Annotated in this window: 22 protein-coding genes; 8 read left to right on the forward strand and 14 right to left on the reverse strand. The window is 67.5% G+C overall.

Annotation, left to right across the window (positions count from 1 at the left end; genetic code table 11):
- Positions 1 to 6: 6 nt before the first annotated feature.
- Genes ABIN76_RS01575 through ABIN76_RS01610 form a run of 8 tightly spaced genes read right to left on the reverse strand, consistent with a single transcriptional unit; the run spans position 7 to position 9,748 of the window.
- Entirely contained in the window at positions 7 to 912 is a 906-nt protein-coding gene (locus ABIN76_RS01575; RefSeq protein ID WP_346957962.1) for a dihydrodipicolinate synthase family protein, read from the reverse strand.
- On the reverse strand, positions 909 to 3,071 hold the full coding sequence (locus ABIN76_RS01580; RefSeq protein ID WP_346957963.1) for a TRAP transporter fused permease subunit: 2,163 nt from the start codon (positions 3,069 to 3,071) through the stop codon (positions 909 to 911). Before ABIN76_RS01580 ends, ABIN76_RS01575 begins: the two co-directional genes overlap by 4 nt.
- Positions 3,068 to 3,583 carry a hypothetical protein gene (locus ABIN76_RS01585; RefSeq protein WP_346957964.1) on the reverse strand — a complete coding sequence of 172 codons (516 nt, stop codon included), beginning with the start codon at positions 3,581 to 3,583 and terminating at the stop codon, positions 3,068 to 3,070. Before ABIN76_RS01585 ends, ABIN76_RS01580 begins: the two co-directional genes overlap by 4 nt.
- Positions 3,584 to 3,589: 6 nt before the next feature.
- Positions 3,590 to 4,603, reverse strand: a complete 1,014-nt coding sequence (locus tag ABIN76_RS01590) for a TAXI family TRAP transporter solute-binding subunit (RefSeq protein ID WP_346957965.1) — start codon at positions 4,601 to 4,603, stop codon at positions 3,590 to 3,592.
- Positions 4,604 to 4,652: 49 nt separating this feature from the next.
- Positions 4,653 to 5,264: a carboxymuconolactone decarboxylase family protein gene (locus ABIN76_RS01595; RefSeq protein ID WP_346957966.1), complete on the reverse strand. Its 612-nt coding sequence runs from the start codon at positions 5,262 to 5,264 to the stop codon at positions 4,653 to 4,655.
- Positions 5,257 to 6,069, reverse strand: a complete 813-nt coding sequence (locus ABIN76_RS01600) for an SDR family oxidoreductase (protein WP_346957967.1) — start codon at positions 6,067 to 6,069, stop codon at positions 5,257 to 5,259. The genes ABIN76_RS01595 and ABIN76_RS01600 overlap by 8 nt, the downstream gene beginning before the upstream one ends.
- Positions 6,070 to 6,126: 57 nt before the next feature.
- Positions 6,127 to 6,807, reverse strand: a complete 681-nt coding sequence (locus ABIN76_RS01605; RefSeq protein WP_346957968.1) for a GntR family transcriptional regulator — start codon at positions 6,805 to 6,807, stop codon at positions 6,127 to 6,129.
- Positions 6,808 to 6,838: 31 nt separating this feature from the next.
- A complete protein-coding gene (locus ABIN76_RS01610) occupies positions 6,839 to 9,748 on the reverse strand; it encodes an FAD-binding and (Fe-S)-binding domain-containing protein (protein WP_346957969.1) in 2,910 nt (969 codons plus the stop codon).
- Between the two features lie 212 nt (positions 9,749 to 9,960).
- Here ABIN76_RS01610 and ABIN76_RS01615 point away from each other — a divergent pair, with 212 nt between their 5' ends.
- Positions 9,961 to 10,263, forward strand: coding sequence for a hypothetical protein (locus ABIN76_RS01615; protein WP_346957970.1), 303 nt, complete (start codon positions 9,961 to 9,963; stop codon positions 10,261 to 10,263).
- 165 nt (positions 10,264 to 10,428) lie between these two features.
- Here the strand turns inward: ABIN76_RS01615 and ABIN76_RS01620 are convergent, their stop codons facing one another.
- From ABIN76_RS01620 to ABIN76_RS01630, 3 genes are all read right to left on the reverse strand, one after another.
- Positions 10,429 to 11,751: an MFS transporter gene (locus tag ABIN76_RS01620; RefSeq protein ID WP_346957971.1), complete on the reverse strand. Its 1,323-nt coding sequence runs from the start codon at positions 11,749 to 11,751 to the stop codon at positions 10,429 to 10,431.
- A complete protein-coding gene (gene argE, locus ABIN76_RS01625; RefSeq protein WP_346957972.1) occupies positions 11,748 to 12,977 on the reverse strand; it encodes an acetylornithine deacetylase in 1,230 nt (409 codons plus the stop codon). Before argE ends, ABIN76_RS01620 begins: the two co-directional genes overlap by 4 nt.
- Positions 12,978 to 13,148: 171 nt before the next feature.
- Positions 13,149 to 13,715, reverse strand: a complete 567-nt coding sequence (locus tag ABIN76_RS01630; RefSeq protein WP_346957973.1) for an XRE family transcriptional regulator — start codon at positions 13,713 to 13,715, stop codon at positions 13,149 to 13,151.
- Positions 13,716 to 13,858: 143 nt separating this feature from the next.
- Here ABIN76_RS01630 and ABIN76_RS01635 point away from each other — a divergent pair, with 143 nt between their 5' ends.
- On the forward strand, positions 13,859 to 14,431 hold the full coding sequence (locus tag ABIN76_RS01635; RefSeq protein ID WP_346957974.1) for an MOSC domain-containing protein: 573 nt from the start codon (positions 13,859 to 13,861) through the stop codon (positions 14,429 to 14,431).
- Between the two features lie 17 nt (positions 14,432 to 14,448).
- Here the strand turns inward: ABIN76_RS01635 and ABIN76_RS01640 are convergent, their stop codons facing one another.
- A complete protein-coding gene (locus ABIN76_RS01640; RefSeq protein WP_346957975.1) occupies positions 14,449 to 14,577 on the reverse strand; it encodes a hypothetical protein in 129 nt (42 codons plus the stop codon).
- A gap of 76 nt (positions 14,578 to 14,653) precedes the next feature.
- A complete protein-coding gene (locus tag ABIN76_RS01645; RefSeq protein WP_346957976.1) occupies positions 14,654 to 16,009 on the reverse strand; it encodes an MFS transporter in 1,356 nt (451 codons plus the stop codon).
- A 197-nt stretch (positions 16,010 to 16,206) separates the two neighbouring features.
- Here ABIN76_RS01645 and ABIN76_RS01650 point away from each other — a divergent pair, with 197 nt between their 5' ends.
- From ABIN76_RS01650 to ABIN76_RS01675, 6 genes are all read left to right on the forward strand, one after another.
- Positions 16,207 to 16,983 carry an electron transfer flavoprotein subunit beta/FixA family protein gene (locus tag ABIN76_RS01650; protein ID WP_346957977.1) on the forward strand — a complete coding sequence of 259 codons (777 nt, stop codon included), beginning with the start codon at positions 16,207 to 16,209 and terminating at the stop codon, positions 16,981 to 16,983.
- A 10-nt stretch (positions 16,984 to 16,993) separates the two neighbouring features.
- Positions 16,994 to 17,977 carry an electron transfer flavoprotein subunit alpha/FixB family protein gene (locus tag ABIN76_RS01655; RefSeq protein WP_346957978.1) on the forward strand — a complete coding sequence of 328 codons (984 nt, stop codon included), beginning with the start codon at positions 16,994 to 16,996 and terminating at the stop codon, positions 17,975 to 17,977.
- Between the two features lie 182 nt (positions 17,978 to 18,159).
- Complete coding sequence (locus ABIN76_RS01660) at positions 18,160 to 19,671, forward strand: cytochrome b/b6 domain-containing protein (RefSeq protein ID WP_346957979.1); 1,512 nt, start codon at positions 18,160 to 18,162, stop codon at positions 19,669 to 19,671.
- 98 nt (positions 19,672 to 19,769) lie between these two features.
- A complete protein-coding gene (locus ABIN76_RS01665; protein ID WP_346957980.1) occupies positions 19,770 to 20,582 on the forward strand; it encodes an alpha/beta hydrolase in 813 nt (270 codons plus the stop codon).
- 109 nt (positions 20,583 to 20,691) lie between these two features.
- Positions 20,692 to 21,636: a hypothetical protein gene (locus ABIN76_RS01670; protein WP_346957981.1), complete on the forward strand. Its 945-nt coding sequence runs from the start codon at positions 20,692 to 20,694 to the stop codon at positions 21,634 to 21,636.
- 79 nt (positions 21,637 to 21,715) lie between these two features.
- Positions 21,716 to 23,119, forward strand: a complete 1,404-nt coding sequence (locus tag ABIN76_RS01675; RefSeq protein WP_346957982.1) for an MFS transporter — start codon at positions 21,716 to 21,718, stop codon at positions 23,117 to 23,119.
- 19 nt (positions 23,120 to 23,138) lie between these two features.
- Here ABIN76_RS01675 and ABIN76_RS01680 read toward each other — a convergent pair whose 3' ends face one another.
- On the reverse strand, positions 23,139 to 23,477 hold the full coding sequence (locus ABIN76_RS01680) for a hypothetical protein (protein ID WP_346958038.1): 339 nt from the start codon (positions 23,475 to 23,477) through the stop codon (positions 23,139 to 23,141).
- Positions 23,478 to 23,525 lie beyond the last annotated feature (48 nt).

A 23,525-nucleotide genomic window follows, 5' to 3' on the forward strand; every position in this document is an offset into this window, starting at 1 on the left:
TCTCCATCAGGAAGTCACCACCCGGACGGCGTCGAGGTGGGCATCGATCAGGTCAGCCAGTTCCTGCGGCAGCTTCGGCGCGGGGGGCCGCACGATGGATTCGGCGATGATGCCGCGCCGGCGCAGTACTTCCTTGCGCAGGGCCAGTCCGACGCCGGGCTGGGCCTCGAAGTTCACCAGCGGCAGCCACGGGGCGAAGGCCTCGCGGGCGGCGGGGAAGCCGCCGTCGGCCCATGCGGTCAACGCGGCCTGGAGTCCTTCGGGGTGCGAGAATCCGGTCATGGCGCCGGCCGCGCCGGCGGCCAGCTCATCCAGCAGCCCCACTCCCCCAAGTCCGCCGTAGACGGGCACGGAAGTGGCGCGCGTCAGTCGGGCAATGGCGGAGGCCGTCGGGGGGGCCTCCGATTTGACGGCCACGATGAACGGGCACTGCGCCAGGACTTCGAGGATTTGCGCCGCAGTGATGTTCACGCCGGAAGCCACGGGGTAGTCCTGCAGCACGATGCCCGCTCCGGTGGCCCGGTGCACGGCGGTCAGATGGGCGGCGAGCACCTCCGGATCGGAGCTGTTGGCCTGCACCATGAGGGCTGCGAGGGTGCTGCCCGCCGCCTTAACCGCGGTCCCGGCTTGCTCCAGCGCCACGGCCGTTGACCGGGCCGAAAGGCCCACCACAAGGGGCGCGCCCTTTCCCGCCTCGGCGACGGTGCGCACAACGAGGGCCTGCTCCGCGGCATCCAGGGATGCGCCCTCGCCGAAGACGCCGAGCACCACCATTCCGGTGGCCGGTATTGCCGTGTAGAGCTGCACTTCGCGGCGCAGCGAGTCGGTGTCCACGGCAAAATGCGGTCCGCTGAACGGTGTGGCCAGGACTCCCCAGAGCCCGGGGGCGAGGTGCGGGATCTGTGTCGTCATAGTGGTGCGTTGTCCTTTCGGTCAAGAGCCTTGGAAGCCTTGTTCTTCCCGGTTGGGGATCCGGCCGCGGCTGCACCCGCCGCGTCCGGGCGATGCCGGCGTAGCCCGAGGATATGTACCAGGACGCCTACGGCGATGATCGCTGCCCCGATGCCGATGTAGAGGGGATCCATGACCAGCATGGGCAGTGACCCGACGCCGAGAAGAATCCGTTCGGGCCAGCGGGCCGGGCCGATGAGCCAGGCCCCGGTAGCCACGGCCAGGGCGGCAACAGCCAGGAGGGAGACGGTGAATGCCAGAGCAATCGACCCTGGGTCGCCCTGCAGGAGCAGCCCGACGCCGCCCTCGGACAGCACAAAGATGAACGGCACCAGGAACGCCGAGAGCGTGTACCGCCAGGTCAGCCACATCGTCTTGATGGGTTTGCCGCCGGTGATGGCCGACGCCGCGAACGGCGACAGTGCCGTCGGCGGCGACACCTCGCTGAGCACCGAGTAGTAGAAGATGAACATCGCGGCGGCGAATGCCGGAACGCCGACGTCCTGCAATGCGGGTCCGATGATCACCCACGAAATGATGAAGCTTGCCGTTACCGGCACGGCAAGTCCCAGGAGGGTGACGGAAATGGCGGAGAAGATGGCTGTCAGGAGCAGGTTGCCGCCGGCGAAATCCACGATGATGTTCGCAAGCTTCAGACCCAGGCCGGTGAGGGTCATGATTCCGACGATCAAGCCGGCGGCTGCCATGACGGGGATCACGGACAGGGCCCCCATGGCTCCGACGGCGAGCGCGTCCCAGATGCGCTTGGGCGTCAGCCAGGACTGGCGGTCCAGGAAACTAAGCACAAACGCAAGTCCGGTGGCGTACACCACGGCCCGGAACGGTGTCATGCCCATGGACATGAACACCACGATCGCGATGAGGGAACTGAAGTGGTACCCAAACCGCAGCAGCAGTTTGCCGACCGGTTTGACGTCGAAATCCACCGCCCTGGTCTTGAACCGCCGGGCGTCCATTTCGATGGCGAGGATGATGCCGAAGTAGTAGAGGACGGTGGGAATGGTGGCCCAGATGAGCACCTGCAGGTATGAGACGTTCAACAGTGCGGCGATGATGAAGGCTGCGGCACCGAGCGTGGGCGGGGACATGATGGCGCCGATGCCGGCAGCCGCCAGGATGGCGCCGCCGTGTTCCTTCGGGTAGCCAGCCTTGCGCAGCAGGGGCCAGGAGATACCGCCGAGGGTCACGGTGGTGGCGACGCCGGAACCCGAGACGGTGCCCAGCAGGAAGCCCGCCAGGGTCACGGTCCGGCCGGGGCCCGACTTTGACTGTCCGAAGGCGGAGAACGAGAGGTCGATAAAGAATTTGGTTGCACCCGAGGCGCCAAGGACGGCCCCGTAGATGGTGAACAAGATGATGTATGAGGCCGCGACCTCCGTCGGAACTCCGAAAAGTCCTTGTGTGCCCATGACGTTGTGTCCAACCAGCCGAATCCAGTTAAAGGACGATGTGTTGAACGGTGCAGGGATGAAGGACCCGAACGCCGCGTAGGCGAAGAAGGCCAGCACAACCAGCGGGACGAGAATGCCGACCGTCCGGCGGGATGCTTCCAAGGTGACCAGAATGGCGATGACGCCCATGGCCAGGTCCAGGTAGGTCGGCGTGATCGCGCGCCGGAAGAAGCCGTCCCAATCGGAGATGATGTAGGCGAACGGAACCACGGCAAGCGCGGCGAGCAGCCAGTCGAGGATGGGCGGGTTGTCTTTGCGTCCTGAATCCTTAGCCAGGGCGGAGCGGCCCCATCCGCGATACACCAGGAACGTCATGGGCAGCGCGATCATCAGGAACGCGGGCAGGTAGAACTGGGTGGGCATTGGGTTGAAGACCCAGTACAAAGAGAACAGGGACAGAGCCACACCGATGATCTTCACCGCGGTGCCAGGCATCCCGCTCAGGTGACGGGCGGGTTTCTCTGCCTCAAACTCCGCGATCAACGCCTCTTCGTCAATCACCCCATCTTCCGCGAGGTTCAGGGGGTTGGCGGCGTCGGCGGTGTCCGAGGCCGTCCGCACGGTGCTCCCCGTCCGCGTGGTGCTCCCCGGGTGTTCAGGCGAGGTGCGGGCGTCAACGGCTCCGTTGCCGTTGGGGGTCTCAGTCATGGGGTCTCCTTGATGGATAGCACAACGAACGGGTCGCTGTCTTCAACTAACTTCCATAGTTCAAGCGGCGGGGCACCGGGGATGTAGACGGTGCGGCGTCCGAGATCTGTTGCAGCCAGCGACAATCGGCTGAATTTCGCGGGGTGTCCGGGATCAGGGTTGGTCACCCATTTCCTACGGTCCGAGTCCGCGGCCGCGGACGGTGGTCCGGGGACGGCGTAGTACTCTTCAAGCACTGCCAGCTGGTCGGCGGCCAACTGCACCAGGCGGTAGCTTCCGTCGTGCTGGACGGTGTATCGCTCCTCCGCAAGGGTGCCGTAGATGGAGTTGCGGTAACTCACCGAGAAGGTGTCTCCGGCAAGGGGCACGCTGGCCAGCACGCCGCCGTCGTTGCTGATCACCATGGCGCGTGCACGCTGGGGCTCGGGCGGCCCGTCGGCCGCAGCAATGCCGCCCATTCCCAGCATCCCGAGGCAAACGAGGCCGACGACGACGGCGGCTGGCTTACGCATGCGGTGCTAGCTTCCGGACTTGTCGAAGTAAGCCTTCGAACCCGGGCAGGTCTCCACGAAGGCAACCTTCCCCGCGGTGGTCTTATCCATCTCGCGCGCTGCGGGATGGACTTTGATCAAGGCCTCCTTGTTGTCAAAGAGTGCGGCGGTGATGTCCTGCTGAAGCTGCTTGTCCATCTTTGTGCTGGCGGCCAGGATATTCGGCGAAGCGATCGCCGGAACGGCCTCGGTCTGCCCTTCGTAGGTGTTGGCCGGGATGTCCTTCTTCTCGTAGTACGCGCCGTACTTCTTCGCGAGCGGCTCCGCGTACTCCCCGATCGGAAGCAGCTTCATGTCGCCGTCGCCGGCAAGGTCGATCAACGCCCCGGTGGGCAGTCCGCCGGACCAGAATCCTGCATCGATTGTTCCGTCGCGCAGCGCGGCGATGGTCTCCGCCGCGCCAAGCTGGCGGCGCTGGATGCCCGACTTCGGGTCAATTCCGGCGGCCTCAAGGATGCGCAGGGCCCCTACCTCGGTGGCGGAGCTGGGGGCGCCGACCGAGATGACTTTGCCCGCCATGTCCTTTACGCTCTTGATCCCTTTGTCGTTGACGGTGACGGCCTGCATGAAGTTGTTGTAGATGTTGCCTAGAGAGCAGATCTCCTGGGGCTTTCCCTTGAATTCACCCTCGCCCTTGACGGCATCGGAGACCACGTCGCCCACAGCGAAGGCGAGTTGTGCCGAGCCGTTACCGAGCAGCAGCATGTTGTCCACGGATGCGTTCGTCTCCTGGACGGTGGCGTCATAGCCCTTGACGTGGCCCCGGATCACCGTGGCAAAACCACCACCCAGCGGATAGTAGACCCCGCCGGTGCCGCCCGTGGCGATGGACAACGTGCCGCCCTGGCCGCCTGCACCGCCGCCGCCACCGCCGCTGGGAGCTGGGCTGCCACACGCGGAAAGGAAAACTGCCGGTACAAGAACTGCTGCTGCGCATAGGCGCTGCATACGCCTCCGGGCAGTGATGGTCATAGCGGTCATGGTTGTTTCTCCCTATTTTTGATCATGATGATGACTGGGTTGGTGGGTGTTAATTGGTCTGGCGTACGGGTTCTCCGGTGGCGGCCGGCGGGGCGGGAACGTCTCCGGCGGCGAGGATGCCTGCCAGCAGGCGGTAGTAGCCCACCAGCACGGAGAGCTCCGTGATGCCGCCGTGTCCGAAGTGTTCGAGGGCGGCCGCGTGGATGTCCTCGCCAACGGCGGTGCCGCGCAGCAGCGCCCGCGTCAGGCCCAGCGCCGCTCTTTCGTCCGTGCTCAGCGTGTCCGGGACTCCGCCGTCATGCAGCTGCTTCAGCTCGGTGCCGGTGATGCCGACGCCCGTGGCAACCCGGCTGTGCGCGTACCATTCGTAGGCGGACTCCAGTTCCGCGGCGACGGCGCAGATGACCAGTTCCCGCGTGCGGGCCGGCAGCGACCCGCCAAAACGCAGGACGGCGCCCAGTGCCTGTACGGCGTTTCCGATCGCAGGCGAGTGCAGCAGCGCGTTAAAGGGCCCGGTGAGGCGTCCGGCGTCGTCGGCAAGGGCAAACGGCCCGTTTCCCCTCGGCGGGCCGGCGATGGCGTCATACAGATCGCGCTGCTGAACCGAGAGTTCATGCGGGGCGAGGAGCGGAAAGCGGCCGCCCCGGCTGGGTTCAGACAAGGGTCCTGCCCCCGTCCACGTACAGGACATGGCCGGTGACAAACTCCGCCTGGCGGGAAGCCAGGTAGAGAACAGGACCGGTAAGGTCGTCGACCGTACCGAGCCGGCCGGCGGGGACCATCGAGGTGTAGTGCTCGCGCACCCCGGGGCGGTCCAGATGCGCCCTGGTCAGTTCCGTGTCCACGTAGCCGGGGGCGATGGCGTTGACCGTGACCCCGTGGGAGGCCCATTCGCGGGCCATGACCCGGACCAGCTGGTTGATGCCGCCCTTGCTGGCGGCGTAGGGACCGTGATCGGGATGTGCCAGGAGGCTGGAGACCGACGAGCAGTAGATCTGGCGGCCGAAGCCGGCCTCGACCATGACGCGGCCCGCCGCGCGGCCGAGCCGGAAGGCGCTGGTGAGGTTGAGCTCGAGGATGCGGCTCCAGTCCGCGTCCGCAGTTTCGAGAATCGGCACCCGGTGGTTGACGCCGACGCAGTGCACCAGCACATCCAGTCCGCCGAGACGTTCCCGGGCAGCCGCAACGGCGTTCTCGCAACCCTCGGTGGAAGTGAGGTCGACCCGATCCGTGGCCGCGGCCGGATCAAGAGCGGCCAGCCGGGACTCATCGCGGTCAACCGCGAGCACACTCGCCCCCGCGGCCACGAATGCCGCAACGCAGGCTGCCCCTATCCCGCCGGCGCCCGCCACGAGCACGCGGGCACCGTTCAACCCGAGCCAGTCGTTCGCGGACGCCGTGACGTCTGGCTGGACGGCTGGCACGCCTGCGCTGTCCGCATCATTGCGGGGTACTGGGAAGACCATTTGGATAATGTATCCAATATAGTGAAGCGGTGTAACCCGTGTCACAGAATCGTTACATTAGGGGCGGCTCGGGGCGTCCAGGAAAGTCCGGAGGGCATCGACAGCGTGTTCGCGGTGCTCGTCCAGCAGCGCGACTAGCAGCTCCGCGTCACCGTCAGCGTAGGCCTGGATAATGCGGGCGTGCTCGCGTTCCACCCTGGCCCGGTTATGTTCCGCCCCGTAGTAGACGAACCGGTAAGCCTCAGTCGCGTCCCACAAGACTTGGACGATTCGCTCCAGACGCGGCATGCGAGCCGCTGCCAGCAATTCGAAGTGAAACCGCCGGTTGGCGTCGGTCATCTTGAGCAGATCGCCGGCCGCGCTGGCCGTTTCCACCTCACTGGCGGTCGCCCTCATCGCGGCGAGCACACCGTCGCTCCGCTTTTTGACGGCAACCCGGGCGGCCTCTGATTCCAACAGCTGCCTGAGTCGGTAGACCTCAAGGAGGTCCGTGAGCGAGAGGCTGGCGACCTTGTGGCCGCGGTGGGGTTCGTAAACCACCTGGCCCTCGCTTTCGAGGACCTTGAATGCTTCGCGGACCGGCACCCTGCTGACGCCGAATCGCTCGGCCAGCGTGTTTTGACGAAGCGGCTGTCCGGGCAGGAATTCCCCTGCGATGATTGCGCGCCGAAGCTCGGCAAGGACGAAAGCCTGAGCGGTGGGAGGGCGCCTAAACTCTTTCGCGGCGTCCTTGCTCATGCGGCCGCCGCAAACGCATCTGCTTTCACACCTAAATTCTAGCTGGCGGCCTTCCGTCGCCGTTTTCATGCCCGTCTGACGCGCATCCGCTTAAGGCAGAAGCGCGATGCCGCTCGGCGCGCAGAGCGTCCGCGATGACTTGGACCAGGTGCCGGCTTTCCAACCCGGCCAGGTCACGGATCTGGGTGCGGCACGAGAAACCGTCCGCCATGATGCTGTGATCCGGCAGGGCCTCTGCCTTGGCGAGAATCCCCCTCCGGGCGATGTTCTCAGACACCTCGTAGTGCCCCTTTTCCATGCCGAAGTTGCCGGCCAGCCCACAGCAGCCGGCCGACGTTTCGATGTCACATCCCATGGCTGCCAGCAGGGCCTCATCGGCCCCGTAGCCCATCACGGAATAGTGGTGGCAGTGCGGCTGAACGAGGAGTTTTTCCACGGCGGCCGGCGGAGTCCAGTCGATTGCGAGCAGGAGTTCCGCGACCGTTTTCACGGCGGCCGACAGCTCCGCGGCGCCGGGATCGTCGGCGAGGAGTTCCACCAGGTCCGAGCGCAGCGTCGCCGTGCAGCTGGGCTCCAGGCCCACTACCGTCCGGCCGTCCCGGACGTGCGGCAGCAGGAGGTCCACCGTGGCGCGCAGCTTCGCCTTCGCGGCCGTCAGCTGGCCTGTGGAGATGAGCGTCAGTCCGCAGCACGCCCCGGGGGCGGCGAGTTCGACGTCGCAGCCGGCGGCCACGAGGACGTCGACGGCGTCGCGCGCGACCTCGGGTGCCAGCGCGTCGGAGAACGAATCGACCCAGAGCAGGACCTTGTGCCCGCCCCTCGGGCCATGGTTCCGGTTCCGGCCTTCCTGCGTTTTTCGAAACGGAGCACGGGGCAGCGGCGGTAGGGACCGGCGGCTGTCGGCTCCCATCAGCGCCATCATGGTCCTGCGCAGCAGCGGAAGGCGGCCGACGAGGTTGACCAGGGGCGCCGCGGGCGCGGAGAGCCGCAGCCATTGGGGAAGGCGGCCCAGCGTGTAGTGGCTCAGCGGACGTATCCGTCCCTTGTAGGTCTGGTGCAGGGTCTCGGACTTGAACATGGCCATGTCGATGCCGGTGGGGCAGTCGTTGGCGCAGGCTTTGCAGCTCAGGCACAGGTCCAGCGCGTCATGCACTTCCGGTGAGGACCAGCCGAGGGTCACGACGCCGCCGTTCAGCATCTCTTGGAGCACCCGGGCCCTGCCGCGGGTGGAGTCTTGCTCCTCGCGGGTCGCGGTGTAGGACGGGCACATGAAACCGCCCTGCGGGCCCAGGTCCGCACGGCACTTTCCGACCCCGACGCAACGGTGCACGGCTTTGGTGATGTCCCCGCCGTCGTGTGAGAAGGCGAATCCGTCGCTGGCGCGCAGGGACAGCGCCTGGGGCCGGCGCAAGTCGGCGTCGAGGGGCGACGGCCGGACCACGACCCCGGGGTTAAACATGTCTTCCGGATCCAAAAGGGCCTTGAAGTCACTCATAGCCCGGAGTGCTGCCGGGCTGTACATGGTGGAGAGCAGTTCGGAGCGCGCCCTGCCGTCGCCGTGCTCACCTGAGAGCGATCCGCCGTGCTCGACTGCCAGGAGCGCGGCACGCTCGAGGAAGCGGCGCATCAGCACCCCGTCGTTGTCCAGCGGGAAGTCGAGGCGGACGTGAACGCACCCGTCTCCGAAGTGGCCGTAAGCCAGGCCGGAAAGCCCTTCTTCATCCATCAGCCGTTCCAAGCCGCGAAGGTAGTTGCCCAGCCTCTCCGGCGGGACGGCGGAATCTTCCCATCCGGGCCAGGCCTGCTGCCCGGAAGCGGTGCGTCCGGCCAGTCCCGCGCCGTCCGCCCGGATCTGCCAGAGGCGGGTGGCTTCGGGGCCGGCCGGCAGCACTACCGCAGCATCCGCCTTGGAGGCGGCGACCAGAAGTTCGGCGGATGCCAGGGCTTCTTCGGCCGTGGCGCCGCCGATCTCGGCCATCAGCCAGCCGCCGCCGGCGGGAAGTGCCGGAACGCTGGCCGGGCCGTGCGCCCGGCGCACGACGTCGACGAGCGTCGCGTCCAGCCCTTCCAGGGCCAGCGGGCTGAAGGGAAGCAGTGCCGGAACATCATCGGCTGCGGTGGCCATGTCCGTGTAGCCCAGCACGGCCAGGGCGGGGGCCACCGCCTTCGGAACGAGCCTGAGCACTGCTTCGAGAAGCACCCCGCAGCTTCCCTCGGTACCGGTCAGGGTGGCCGCGAGGTTTTGGCCCTGCTCGGGCAGCAGGTGCTCCAGGGAGTAACCGGAGATCTGTCGGCCGAACCGCCCGAACTCGGTCCGCAGGACGGCCAAGTTTTCCGACACGAAGGCGGCCAGCCCCGGCACGGCCTCGAGGGCCTTCGGGCCAGAGCTGGCGGTGACAATGTCACCCGAGCCCGTCAGCCAGGTCATGGACACAACGTTGTCCGCAGTGCGGCCGTAGGACAGTCCGTGCGGCCCGCAGGCGTTATTTCCGATCATGCCGCCGAGAGTGCAGCGCGTGGCCGTCGACGGGTCCGGGCCGAACCGCAACCCGAACGGGGCGGCTGCATTCTGGAGGTCGCTGAGCACCACCCCGGGCTCCACCACCGCGGTGGCCGCTTCGGGGTCGATGCTCAGGACGCGGTTCAGGTAGCAGGAGACGTCCAGCACCATGCCAGGGCCGATCGCGTTACCGGCGCAGGAGGTTCCGCCGCCGCGCACCGTCACAGGCATGCGGTGTTTCCGCGCGATGGCCACCGCTTCCTCGATGTCCCGGCGGCTCTTGGGCAGCACTACCAGCTCGGGAACGACCCGGTAGTTGGAGGCGTCGGTGGCGTATTGTGCCCGCGCCAGCGAGGAGTCATCGACGGTTCCTTCGAGCACGGCGCGGAGCTCAGCAACAACGGCGTGCGTGGGCAGCGGGATCGGTGTTTCCAGTGTCACGGCGAAAAGGCTCCTCATTGGGCCGGTACGGACTTGTGCTACCGACGGGACAGGCACCTGGGGGGTACCGTTCATTCGTGCGGCTTCCGTCAGCACTGTAGCCGGGTTGGTGCGCAGCGTGCGGAACACCGCGGGGAAAACCTGCTCCGTGGCGATCGTCGCCGAGGCGGTCCGAACTACAGGGTGAAGTGGTCCCCTCCATGGAGATGGCCATGCGACACATCGAGCCTGAAGACCGGCCAAAAGTCCAGGCCTACTGGGAACGGGTGGCTGCCGTCGGCGGCCCGTTGCCCATCTACGTGTCCATCCGTGACCGCAAGGGCCGGCAGCATAAGTTGCTTTTCTCTGCGGACTACATCCTCGAACGAACCACGCCTGTCGGTGTCTGGGGCGTGATCGTTGACCCAGGCTTGTCAACTCATGAACAAGCTGAGTCAGGATTCGAACCGCAAGGTCCACGCCATTGCCACGAGATCATCGAACGCACCACTGCTGGGTCCGAGGGACCAACATAATCCTCTGCCGTAGCGCCGGGACCGGACTCTTGAGAATACTTCGGCCTGAATCCGGCCCCGGATTACCTCGAAGCCAGGAACGCCCCCGGCAGCTGCCGGGGACGTTCCATATATACATTCTGCGCCCGAAATCGCGGCCAGGAGCCGCTCGAGGGGACACTTCGGTCAGGCCTGGCGGTACACCTTCCGGGAAATAGTCAGGCTCACCGCGGCGATGACGGCAATGGCGACGAGGTAGTAACCCGGCACCAGCAGGGAGCCGGTGCTGCCGATCAGCCAGGTGAGGATGAAGGGGGCGAACCCGCCAAAGACGGTGACGCCGATGTTGTAGCCCAGGGAGAGCCCCGTGGACCGGATGCGGGCCGGGAACATCGAGGACATAATGGCCGGCAGCGGCGCGAAGTAGGCGGTGGCCAGCACGGACAGGACGAGTTCCACCACGATCATGGTGGGCAGCTCCGGCGCGGCGATGAGCCCCAGGAACGCCGGGATGCCGACGACGATGGTTCCCCCGGCGGCCCAGGTCATGACCCGGGCGGGCCCGACTTTGTCCGCGAGCATGCCGATGAACGGGGAACCAAGGCTCATGACCACACCGAAGATCAGGGTGGAGAGGAAGGCCACGGCTTTGGGCATCCCGAGGTTCACGATCGCGTAGGTGGGCATAAACAGGGCGATGTAGACGCCCACGGATCCGAGCGAGACGACGCCCACGATGGCCCAGAGCCGGCCGCCGTTGCCGATGAACGTCTCCCGCAGGGGCGCGGCGGAACGTTCCGTGGCTAGGAATTCCGGCGTTTCCTCCATCTTGGAGCGGATGTACCAGCCCACGGGTCCGATCGCCAGCGCGAAGATGAACGGCAGCCGCCAGCCCCAGGAGTCCAGCGACTGGGTGCTGAGGTAGGTGTTCAGGACGAAGCCGAAGATGCCGGCCAGCAGGATGCCGCCGCCCTGGGTGGCCACCTGCCAGCTGCCGTAGAACGCCTTCCGGCTGGGCGCGTACTCAATCAGGTAGGCCGTTGCCGTGCCGAATTCCCCGCCGGTGGCGAAACCCTGCAGCAGCCTGGCGATCAGCACCAGGATGCTGGCCGCGACGCCGATCGCGGCGGCCGTCGGTGCGACAACAATCAGCAGGGTGCCGACAAACATGACGAGGATGGAAACCAGCATGCCTGCTTTGCGGCCAGCCCGGTCCGCGTAGCGGCCGATGATGATGCCGCCGAGCGGCCGCATGATGAAGGAAACGCCGAACGAGGCGAAGGTCAACAGCAGCGACGCGGCTTCGCTGGTGGTCGGGAAGAACAGCTTGGAAATGGTGACGGCAAACGTGCCGTAGACGATCAGGTCGAACCACTCGAGGCCGTTGCCGATGGAGGCTGCAACGACGGCTTTGCGGGCGTTACTTTGCTGCAGGGCAAGGTCGGCCGGCGAACGGGGCTCCAGGACCTCTTGACTCGATCCCGCACCGGTGGCGGTCTGGTGGCTCATGGCTTGGCGGTCCGTTCAGTAGTAGAGAGGTGGGTGGCGAGGGCCTGCAGGAAGTCCTCGCAGGCGGCGATCTGGGTCAGCTCGATGTATTCGTTGGCGGTGTGGCCCTGGTCCATGTTGCCGGGGCCGCACACCACGGTGTCGATTCCGGCTTGCTGGAAAAGGCCGGCCTCGGTGGCGTAGACCACGGATTCTTCGACCGCGTGGCCGGTGAGCTCCTGGGCCAGTCCCAGCGCGATGCGCGGGCCCTCGGGGCTGAGTCCGGGAACCGTGCCCAGCGGGGCCATGCGGATGTCCGCGGCGGGGTTTTCCTGCTGGATTTCGGCCCGGAGGCCGGCCAGGTTGTCCTCGATGCGGGATATCACGGCCGCCGGGTCGACGCCCGGAATGGTCCGGAACTCAAACTCGAAGTCGCATTTTTCGGCCACCGTATTGACGGCGGCGCCGCCGCTGACGACGCCGACATTGGCGGTGGTGTACGGGACCACGAAGCTCTCGTCGAACGGGCCGGACAGCCGGTGTTCGTCGGCGAGGGAGCGGATGAAGGCGATAGACCTGGCCGCGTATTCGATGGCGTTGACGCCGGTGGAGGTCATGGACGAATGGGCAGCGATCCCGCTGACAGTGACGCGGTAGAGCTGGCTGCTCTTGTGCGCCGAGACCGGGCGCATGCTGGTCGGCTCCCCGACGAAACCGACCCGGGGATGAATCCCGCGGGCCGCGAGCTCGGCAAGGAGGACGACGGCGCCGTGGCACCCCACCTCTTCGTCATAGGTCCAGGCAAAGTGCAGCGGTTCCGCCAGCGGACGGGACAGGAATTCGGGCAGGAAGCCCAGGATCACGCCGCTGAAGGCCTTCATGTCGGTAGTGCCGCGGCCGTAGAGCCGCCCCTCACGGACCTCGGGGGCGAACGGGTCACTATCCCACGCCTGGCCGTCCACGGGGACCACGTCGGTATGGCCGGCGAGCATGATGCCGCCGGTGACGGTGCCGTCGTGGGCCGGAATGGTGGCGAAAAGGTTGGCCTTGTTGCCGTCCGGGCTGGGGACGATCAGCGGCGTGATGCCGTGGGCGGTGAGCTCGTCCGCCATGCCGTGGATCAGCTCTAGGTTGGAATTGCGGCTGGTCGTATCGAAGGAGACAAGCTTCTCGGTCCAGGCGAGCGCGGCTGCACTCGGCGCTGCGGTGGACGGGACGGCGGTTGCCGTAGCGGTGGTTGACGTCATGGGCAGGTTCCCTTGGAGTGGTGGACGGGCCTGGCCTTATCGGCCGGCTGCGGCTGGCGTCGGCCGCCAGCTGGCACCGCGCGCTCACCTCAGTATTTGGGCGGTCCGCCACCCCTGTCAACACTTAAGACGCGATTTGTTCATTAAATTGAACAGCCGCGACAGGCTTCCCTAGAATGACGGCGGTGTCATGGCGCCGATCAGCACGGCGTCCTCCGACGTCGAGTTGCGGTACCAGTGCGGCAGCGAGGAGTCGTAGGTCAGCGAATCGCCCTCCTCCAGGTCGTACCCCACGCCGTTGACGCAGACATGGAGCTTGCCCTGCACCATGGTCACGCACTCCTCGCCGGCATGCTTGAAGGGGGCGTCCTCGTTGTCCCACCCGGCGGCGATCTGCGCGCGCAGCATGCCGAGCTGGCCGCTCATGTGGGGGGTCAGGAGTTCATAGATGAGGTTGTCCTCGGCGACTTCGAGGCGCCGCCGGTCAGCGCGCCGGACCAGTGCCCCGCCCTGGTCCTTGGTGTCAAAGAAGCGGCCCACCGGCACTTTCAGGGCCTGGGACAACTTGATCAGCGTGGTCAGCGACGGGTTGCCCTGGCCGCGCTCGATCTGGCTGAGCAGGCCCGGGCTGAGGCCGGCTGCTGCCGCCAGGCTGCCGATGCTGTACCCGGCGTCCCGCCTCAGCTGGAGGACCAGTGCCCCGACGGCGGTCATCGCGCGCTCCGCCTGATCCTCCACGCCAGGGAGCTCCATTGCTGCTGGGCCGAGGCCGTGATGTTCCATTCCCCGATCGTCCGTCATAGTGAAGATATCGTCAAGATAATGAAGAGGAAGCGGGTTGCCGGTACCGGGCTGAACCCCCGAGGCGATAGTTTGGTGCCATGACCGCCAGCTACCGGTACGAGGTCGAGATTCTGCATCTGCTCGTGTCGCCGGCGCACGCGTACTTCGGGCGGGCGCGCGAGGGCGCAGCCGACGTCCCCACCACGGACGCCGACCAGGCGACGCTTGTGGCCGGCAAGGGAATCGTCGGCGACCGGTTCTTCGGCAAGGCCGCCCACATGGATGCCGCCGTCACTGTTTTTGCCGTCGAGGCCCTCGAAGCCATCGCCGCCGAGCTCGGGACGGCGCCCCTTGACCCGTTGCTGACGCGCCGCAACGTCGTCGTCCGGGGAGCGCATCTGGCGCCGCTGCTCGGCCACGAGTTTGCGCTGGAATCCGGCGGAGGTCTGGTGCGGCTCAAGGCCGGGCGGCCGGCCCACCCGTGCGCGTGGATGGATGAGATGCTCGCCTCGGGCGCGCACAAGGCCATGCGCGGGCGCGGCGGTGTGCGGTGCCAGGTGCTGTCCGACGGCGTCCTGTACCGCGGCCCGGCAGTGCTGATCAGCCCGGTGCCGCTGGATCCTGACCGCGCCGGCGACGCCACCGTTCTGCGCCCGTCGCGGCTGCCGTAGCTCGACCGCCGTTGGCGCTAATCCTTGAGGAACCGCAGCAGCTGTGGGACGGTGGCGTGCATGGCGCGCAGGTCCCCGCCGTCCACAGTGAGCTGGTCCAGCGCGACGGCGGTGTGCCCGCCGGCGCTGAATCCCAGCACATCCACCGGGCGCCGTCGGCGAAAAGGGCCCCGGGAACGGGACGCTTGTCATCCCAGCCGGCGCCGTGGGCCCGGCCTCTGTTCAGTGCGTGAGTGCTTCCTCGTCGGAGAGTTGCTGGTCCTCGGTCCGTGCGCTCCGGAACCTGGAGCCAAGGAGCACCAGCGAGGCCAGCAGAAGAACCGCGACGGAAACCCAGAGCGCGGTACCGGCACCCGCCATGGTCGCGATCAGCCCGCCCAGCGGGGCACCGATGACGATCATTCCGCGGTTCACTGAACGCATCGTGGCACTCATCCGGGCGAGCAGGCTGTCCGGGGTGACAGCCTGGCAAAATCCCATTTCCAGTGGCCCTTCGACGCCCATCGCCCCCCCAAAGAGCAGTTGCCCGGCGCCCATAAGAGCGAAGGCTGCCCACATGTCCCCGGTCCACTGCAGCGGGGAGCCATATGACTCGCCCGAGTGTGTCCCGCCGGCGACGATGGGCGCGAGGGCCACCACCGCGATCGCCATCGGCTGGGCAATCCGTGCCATAACCATGGTTTTGCCCGTACCCAAGCGGTGGCCCGCCCGGGTGGAAACTGTGGTGCCGATGACCGCCCCAATCCCGGCGCACCCCATGATCAGGCCCAGCCCGGCGGCGCCCAATCCAAGGTCGTTCAGAACCACCGCCGGCAGCACCGTCCCGAGGATGGATGAGCCGATGAACCAGATGTGGGTGCTGCACGCCAGGGGCGTCAGGTATGGATGCCCGTAGACCCAGCGAAGACCCTCCGCGACCTTCCGGTGGAGCCGCTGTGTGCTTCGAACCGGGGCCCGCGATGGCCGCTCCAGGGTCAGGAGGACGGCGGCGGAGAGGAAATAGGAGACAGCATCCAGCAACAAGGCGAAGGGCGCTGTCACCAGGGCGACCAGACCGCCGGCTACCGCACCACCGGTGGTTTGTGCCACGGTATCGCTTTGCTGCAGCCGGGCATTGGCCTTGGTCAGCAGGGGCCTGGGGACCAGTTGCGGGAGGAAGCTCTGATACGCGGCGTCACTTGTCAGCGCCAGTACTCCAAAGGCGAATATCAGGACTATCAAGGCCGGAACGGAAAGCAATCCGGCTGCCGCCGCCAGGGCCACGCCCGCCAGGATGAGGCCGCGGCCGAGGTCTCCGCCAATAAGCACTGTGCGGCGCGGAAGCCGGTCGATCCACACCCCCGCCACCAGGCCGAACAGCAGATACGGCGCCCAGCGCGCAGCATTCACCAGGCCCTGGTCAAGGGCTGTCCCGTCCATCGTCACCAGGATCAGGACAGACAGTGCCACGGACGTTATATAGGTGCCGAAATCGGACACCGTTGAGGCCAGCCAGAACCGCACGAAGGGCGGATAGCGACGGAGCTTTGATTCCGCGGCAGACGAGCTCCCGGCAGATGCTCCCACCTGTCCCCCCATCGTCGCGTTGGCTTACAGCATAGCGACGGCGGCGGGCCCGCTTCGGCGCACTCTCAAGCGGACGACGGCGGGAGCCCCGCCGTCGTCCGCTGACGACACGGGCCCGGTCGGGCAAAAAGGTACCCCCTTTCGTAGACTCTAGGGAGATCCGACACGTCTCTCCTGCAGGGACGTGCCCGCCACAGGAAGAGCCATCGATGAAGATTGTCGTCCTAGTCAAGGAAGTCCCCGACACCTACGGGGACCGAAAACTGAACCTTGAAACCGGCCTTGCCGACCGCCAAGCCAGCGAAACAGTCATTGATGAGATCGGCGAGCGGGCCCTGGAACTGGCGCTGACCTACGCCGACGCGCACGAGGGCACCGAGGTCGCGGTCCTGTCCCTGGCTCCCGAGGGCGCCACGGCAACGATCCGCAAGGCGCTGGCGATGGGCGCGGGCAGCGCCACCCACATCTGTGACGAGGCGCTCCGCGGCGCAGACCTCGTGCTGACCGCCGAGACCCTCGCCGCGGCGGTCCGCCGGATGGGGTTTGACTTGGTGATCACCGGCAACGTTTCCACCGACGGCTCCGGCGGCATGGTCCCCGCAATGCTGGCAGAACTGCTTGAGGTGCCGCTTGCCACCGGCCTTAGCGCCGTTCACATCAGCGACGGCACCGTCTCCGGCACCCGGGGCGTTGAATCCGGCGTGCAGCAGGTATCGGCGGACCTGCCCGCGGTCATCTCGATTACCGAGGCACTCCCCGGGCCGCGTTTCCCGAACTTCAAGGGCATTATGGCGGCAAAGAAGAAGCCGCTGGACGTGCTGAGCCTCGCAGACCTGGGGGTCAGCGCCGAGGACCCGGACGCGGCGCGGTCGATCATGCTGACCGTGGCGGAGAAGCCCCCGCGCGCGGCGGGCGTGAAGCTCGTTGACCAGGGTGACGCCGGCGAGAAGCTCGCCGAATTCCTGATCGAAAACCGACTGGCGTAGGAGAAACGACATGACTGACTTCCCTCGTGACGCCATCCTCGTCGTCGTGGAAACCCGGGCGTCCGGTGAACTCGAAAAAGCTGCGGCCGGACTCTTCGGCGCTGCCGCCGGCGCCGGCACACCGGTCGCCCTGGTCCTCGCCGCACCGGGCGCCGGGAGCGCCGCCGCCGCGGAGGCCGCGGATCTGGGTGCCGCGCGTGTGCTGATCGCCGAGACACCGGACCCGTCCGTGCTCGGGGTGCCGGGCGTCGACGCGCTGGCCGCCGCGGCGGAGCAGGTTCAGCCGGACGCCATCCTGGTCTCGCATTCGCTGAACGGGCGCGACCTGGCCGGCCGGTACGCCGTCCGTGCGCGGGCAGCGGTGTGCGTTGACGCCGTCGGCGTGTCCCGTGATGACGAGGGCGTGGTGGCGCACCACTCCGTGTACGGCGGGGCTTACAACGTCACGGCAACGGCCACGTTCGGCGCGCCGGTCATCACCGTGCGCCAAGGCTCCATCGAGGCGCGGGCCACGGCCCAGCCGCCGGCGTCGGAGACCTTGGCGGTGACGCCCTCCGGGAAGCCGGCCGCGAGGATCGACTCGTTCGAGGAGGCCGTTGCGGCCACCACACGGCCGGAGCTGCGCGGCGCCGCGAAAGTGGTCGCGGGTGGCCGCGGCCTCGGCTCGGCGGAACAGTTCGCCCTGGTCGATCAGCTCGCGGACACGCTCGGCGCCGCCGTTGGCGCGTCGCGGGCCGCGGTGGACGCCGGCTACGTTCCGCAAACGCAGCAGGTGGGCCAGACCGGGGTGTCCGTGTCCTCCCAGCTGTACATCGCACTGGGCATTTCCGGCGCGATCCAGCACCGGGCCGGCATGCAGACCGCGAAGACGATCGTCGCCATCAACAAGGATGCGGACGCGCCGATCTTCGAGATCGCCGACTTTGGTGTGGTGGGCGACGTCTTCAAGGTTGTGCCCCAGCTGATCAGCGCCCTCGAGGCCCGGAAGAAGTAGCGATGGCGACCCAGTCCGGATCCATTCGACGGGGACTGCCGCGCGTGCCGGGCGGCGAGCCCTGGCCGCCGGCGAGCAAGGCGCCCGCACACCTGGTTGCCGCCCCACCGGTTGCTGCCGGCCCGGAAGCAGCATCAAATACGACAGCGGTGTCCACTCCGCTGCTAGTGGACGTTCCTACGGTGGACGTTCCTGCAACCAACGCCGTTGCGGCAACCGTTCCTACGGTGAGCGCGGGCGCCGGTGCGCGGCAGCTTCGCCGCGGACTGCCGCGCGTGCCGGGCGGCGAGCCCTGGCCGCCGGCCGGCAAGGCGCCGGCATCGGTGATGCCCGAGCCCGAGGCTCCCGCCCCAGTAGCCGAGCCCGCGTCCGCGCCTTCTGCACCTGCACCTGCTCCTGCCGTTGAGAAAGCAGTCCCGGCCGCAGCGCCGCCTGCGCCTTCTCCCTCCGCTGCACCGGCGGTCCCGACGGCGGGACACATTCAGCTTCGCCGCGGGCTCCCTCGCGTTCCCGGTGGGGATCCATGGCCTCCGGCCGGACTGGCTCCGGCAGCCGCTGCCGTCCCGGTTCCCGCTCCTGAGGCCCAGAAGGTTCCCGCGCCTGTTGCCACGGCTCCCGGTCCGGCCACCGCAGCAGCCGCCGTCGTCGTCGCTGAGACCGTTGCCGAAGCAGAGCCGCCGGCGACGCCGAATGAACCGGTCATCGCCGAATCCCCCGCGGTCGCAGCCGTCCCGACCGCGGCGGCACCGCCCGTCCTCGCCGAAAAGCCCGTGCGGCCCCGGGCCGCAGCAAGGCTCTACGGCTCCCGCACCCTGGGCCAGTGGATCAAGCGCGTGGTACTCCTCGCCGTCGGCTCCGTGGCCGCCGCCGCGATCCTTATCCTCGCCGCGCGCGGGGTGACCACCCTGCCCGGCGTGCCGGAGTTCCTCCGGAGATACCCCGGCGAATACCCCCTGCCCGAGGCCGCCGAGTCCGGCTTCCCGTGGTGGGCACAGTGGACGCACTTCCTGAACCTGTTCCTGATGGTCCTCATCATCCGCTCCGGCTACCAGGTGCGGACCCAGCAGAAGCCGCCAGCGTTCTGGACGCCGAAGGGCGGCGGCAAGAAGATCAGCATCAACCTGTGGCTGCACCAGATGCTGGATATCCTGTGGCTGGCCAACGGCCTTATCTTCGCGGTGCTGCTGTTCGCCTCCGGGCGCTGGCTGCGGATTGTCCCGAGCAGCTGGGAGGTGTTCCCGAACGCGCTCTCTGCGCTGCTGCAGTACATGACCCTGGACTGGCCCGTGGAGAACGGCTGGGTGAATTACAACAGCCTGCAGCAGCTGATGTACTTCTTGGTGGTGTTTATCGCGGCCCCGCTCGCGGCGATCACGGGGGTGCGCATGAGCGAGTTCTGGCCGAAGAACGCGACCAGGCTGAACAGGATCTACCCGGTGGAAGCCGCGCGCGCGGTGCACTTCCCCACGATGCTGTTTTTCGTGTTGTTCATCATCGTCCACGTGTTCCTGGTCTTCGCCACCGGTGCGCTGCGCAATCTGAACCACATGTTCGGCGGCACCGACGTGGTGAACTGGACCGGCTTCTGGCTCTTCGCGACCGCCATCGCCGTCACCGCCTCCGGGTGGTATGCCGCGCGTCCGCTGGTGCTCGCGCCGCTTGCGAAGCTGTTCGGCCAGGTGAGCAGCCGGTAGGTCAGGCGGGAGTCCCGACGGCGCCGGACCCTCCACGGTGCCGCTTCCGTCGGGCTCCGGGCCGGGCCGCGCTGGGGCGTCCGTTCTACACTGGCTGGATGGAGGCTACGGTCCGCGGGGTTCCTGTGCATTACGTCGAGTCCGGCAGCGGGACGCCGGTTCTCGCTTTGCACGGCGCCGGTGTGGACCACCGTGAAGTCGCCCACGCCCTTGAACCGGTCTTCACTGCTGCACCCGGGTTTCGGCGCCTGTACCCGGACCTGCCGGGGATGGGCCTCACCCCGGCGCCCGCCACCATCGCCAGCAACGATGATGTCCTGGACCTGTTGCTCGGCTTCATCGACACCACCATCGGCAACGGGCCTCTCCTTGTCCTGGGCCACTCCTATGGCGGGTACTTGGCCCGTGCCATTGCCCAGCAGAGACCGGAGCAGGTCATCGGGCTCGCGCTGGTCTGCCCGGTGGGCGCCCGCACCGGCAGCGTGCCTGAACACACGGTCCTTGTGTCATCGGCAGGCCTTGATGTCGCGCTCAGCCCGGAGCTCGAGGCCTCCTACCGTGACTACTTCGTGGTCCAGACGGCTGAAACGCTGCGCCGGTTCCGGGAAGCCGTTGCCCCGTCAGCGCCGCTCGTTGACGAGTCCGCGCTGATGCGGATCTTTTCGCGCTGGGAGCTGGGTGATCGCTCAGATACGTCGAAGACCTATCCTCATCCGGTCCTGGTTCTGGCCGGACGGCAGGATTCCACCGCGGGGTACGCGGCCCCGGCCGACGTCGCCGGGCAGTACCCCCGCTGCACCCTTGCCGCCCTCGATCGCGCCGGCCATGCCCTGTTGCATGAGCAGCCCGCCCTGGCTCAAGCCCTGATCGTTGAATGGCTCGCGCGGGTGCGTGAGCACTCCGCAGTTTGAAACGGGCGCTTAGCGGTTACCCGGAGTCGGTTAATCCATTCGATATAGTATTCGGACGGACCCGCGTCTCTTGCGCTGGTTCCCCTGACCCTCATACCAAGGAGCCTCCGTGGGCCAGCAAGCGACGGACCTGACGGTCTCCGACAACCGGCCAGGCCACGGCCCCGCCCGCGACGCAGTGCGGGGCGGGCTGATCGGCATCCTGGCAGGGCTGCTCGGCTTGGGACCCTGGTTGATCACCGGGGCGCAACTGCCTCTGCAGAACCTGTGGGCCTCCGAGGCCGCCCCAAACCAGATGCCGTTGTCGCTTCTGCCGCTCAGCCAGTACGAACTCACCACCATCGTGGCCCTGCTCACCGTGGGCGGCGCGGCAGCCGGACTCGCGGTGCGTCTCTGGTCCCCCGCCCGACGCCGGCTGGCGTCGTGGTGCGCGGCAGCCGGAGTTCTCGGTGTCCAGTTCACGGCGACCGTCCAGTCCTTCACCGTGCTCGACGGCGGACTGGCGGGCGGCACGATGGGCCGCCTCTACTTCGCCGGGCTGCTGGCGGGCGTGGTCTTATCCCTCGCTGCCGCCCTCGTCGCCCTCCTGCTGGTCTCTTCCCGGTCGCGGGCCCTGGTGGCACTGGGCGTCGGACTCGTGGCGGTGTCGTTTGCGTCGTGGCCGGTGGAGTGGGTTGCCGGCGTCGTCGGGCCCCTCAACATCCCGGCAGCGGTGCCGACGGCGGCTCGCTGGATCCCCGCTATCCTGGTGGGCTGCGCCCTGGCGTGGTGCGGCCTTCGTCCTGCGCGGCATGCCGTGGTGTGGCTGGTGGACCTGGTCCTGTTGTGGGTGGTTCCCGCCCTGTTTATCTCCGTCAATTACGTCCTCGGAACGCGGGTGGCAGCCGGCGATCTGCAGGAGATGCTGTTGATGAGCCGGCAGATCCTGGCGGCCACCCTTGGACCTGCCGGCGGAGCACTGCCCACAGTCCTGCTGGCCCTCGCCGTCGCCCTGGCAGGGCTGGGTGCCCGCTCCGTTGCAGTTCGCCGTCGTACGGCCGTGCCCACGGACTGACACCGCCGCCGCAGCGTAGCCGGCTTCCGCCGGGTCGCGGCCGTGTTCCTACCGGCCGGTCGTCATTACACTGGGACGCATGACCGAGCACGAACCGGTCCCGCCGCACACCGCTGTGGCACCCGATGCCGTCGACACCCCCATGCGAAGTCCCCAGCAGCGGTCCCGCACCTTCCACGGGATCCTGCTCAACACCGGCCTGGCCAATATCACCACCAGTTACCTGTGGTTTGCCCTGACGTTCTGGGTGTACCTGGAGACGCGCAACGTGATCGCCACCGGGGTGGTCGGCGGCGCGTACATGCTGCTGATCGCCCTGTCCAGCATCAGCTTCGGCACCTACGTCGACCGCTACCGCAAGCTGGCTGTGATGCGTTTCGCCGCCGCCTTCACCCTGGCGATGTTTGCGCTTTCGGGGGTGATGTTCCTGCTGACGCCCGCCGACTCCTTGCTGGACCTAACGCAGCTGTGGTTCTGGGCCTTCATGCTGATCGTCCTGCTCGGCGCCGTGGTGGAGAACATGCGCAACATCGCGCTCGCCGCCACGGTGACCATCCTGATCGACCCGGACCGGCGGGCCAACGCCAACGGGCTGGTCGGCATGGTGCAGGGGCTGATGTTCATCGTCACCTCGGTGTTTTCCGGGGTGTCGGTCGGGCTACTGGGCATGGGCTGGACAATCGTCGTGGCCGTGGTGCTCACCGCGCTGGCGTTCGCACACGTGCTCACCCTGCGCATGCCCGAGGAGGTCCGCGCGGCCGCCACGGACGCGCAGGGCGGCTTTGACCTGCGGGGCTCCCTCGCCGCCATCGCGGCCGTTGCCGGACTGTTCGCGCTGATTCTGTTCTCCACGTTCAACAATTTCATCGGCGGCGTCTACATGGCGTTGATGGACCCCTACGGCCTGGAGATGTTTCCGGTAGAACTGTGGGGGACCTATCTGGCGCTCGGCGCCACCGGCTTCATTGTGGGCGGGGCGCTGGTCAACAAATTCGGACTGGGATCCAACCCGCTGCGCACGATGCTCCTCGCGGTGGTCCTGATGGGCCTCCTCGGTGCGGTTTTCACGCTCCGGGAGTGGGCGTGGCTGTACGTTGCCGGCATCTGGCTGTACCTCGTCCTGGTCCCTGTCGTCGAGGCCGCCGAGCAGACAGTCATCCAGCGGGTGGTGCCCCTGCACCGGCAGGGGCGGGTGTTCGGATTTGCCATGGCGTTCGAATCCGCGGCAGCGCCGCTCACAGCGTTCCTCATCGCGCCGATCGCCCAGGTCTGGATCATCCCATACGCGCGGTCAGCCGACGGTGCCGCCCAACTGGCCCCGCTGCTGGGCGTCGGCACATCCCGCGGCATCGCCCTGGTGTTCCTCATCTCAGGCGTCATACTGATCGCGGCTGCACTGCTGGCCTTCCTGGCCCCGGTCTACCGCCGGGTCTCGGCGTCGTATGCGGGGACGGACGCCCAGACCGACGCCGGCACAGTGTGACGGCGCGGGCGAGCGGCCGCTATCGGGCGGGACCCGTTCCGTCCGGCAGGCTGGCATCGACCGGGAAGGTCATGAACGCCGGCGTCTCGTACGGGTGCGCGGACAGCGCGGCACTGACGACGGCGCTGCGCCGGGACCGCGGGTAAATGGCCTCGATCCGGGTTTCCGGGACTTCCTCGGGGGAACCGACGGCGCCGATGGCCGGGGTCGCGCACGGCAGCGGCGTAAAGCGCCCGGTCCCTTCCAGGCTGAACGAGCAGTGCGAGTAGTTGCCCAGCCGGCCCGCGCCGGCATCGCCAATGGCCTGCCGGACGGTGTGCGCAGCGTCGGTGGGGACGTAGATGACCAGGCAATCCATGGGTTCCATGGCTGAAAGTCTGGCACGGAGCCGCCGCGGCAGCAGCCC

The organism is uncultured Arthrobacter sp. (genome assembly GCF_964021775.1).
Classification (GTDB): Bacteria; Actinomycetota; Actinomycetes; order Actinomycetales; family Micrococcaceae; genus Arthrobacter.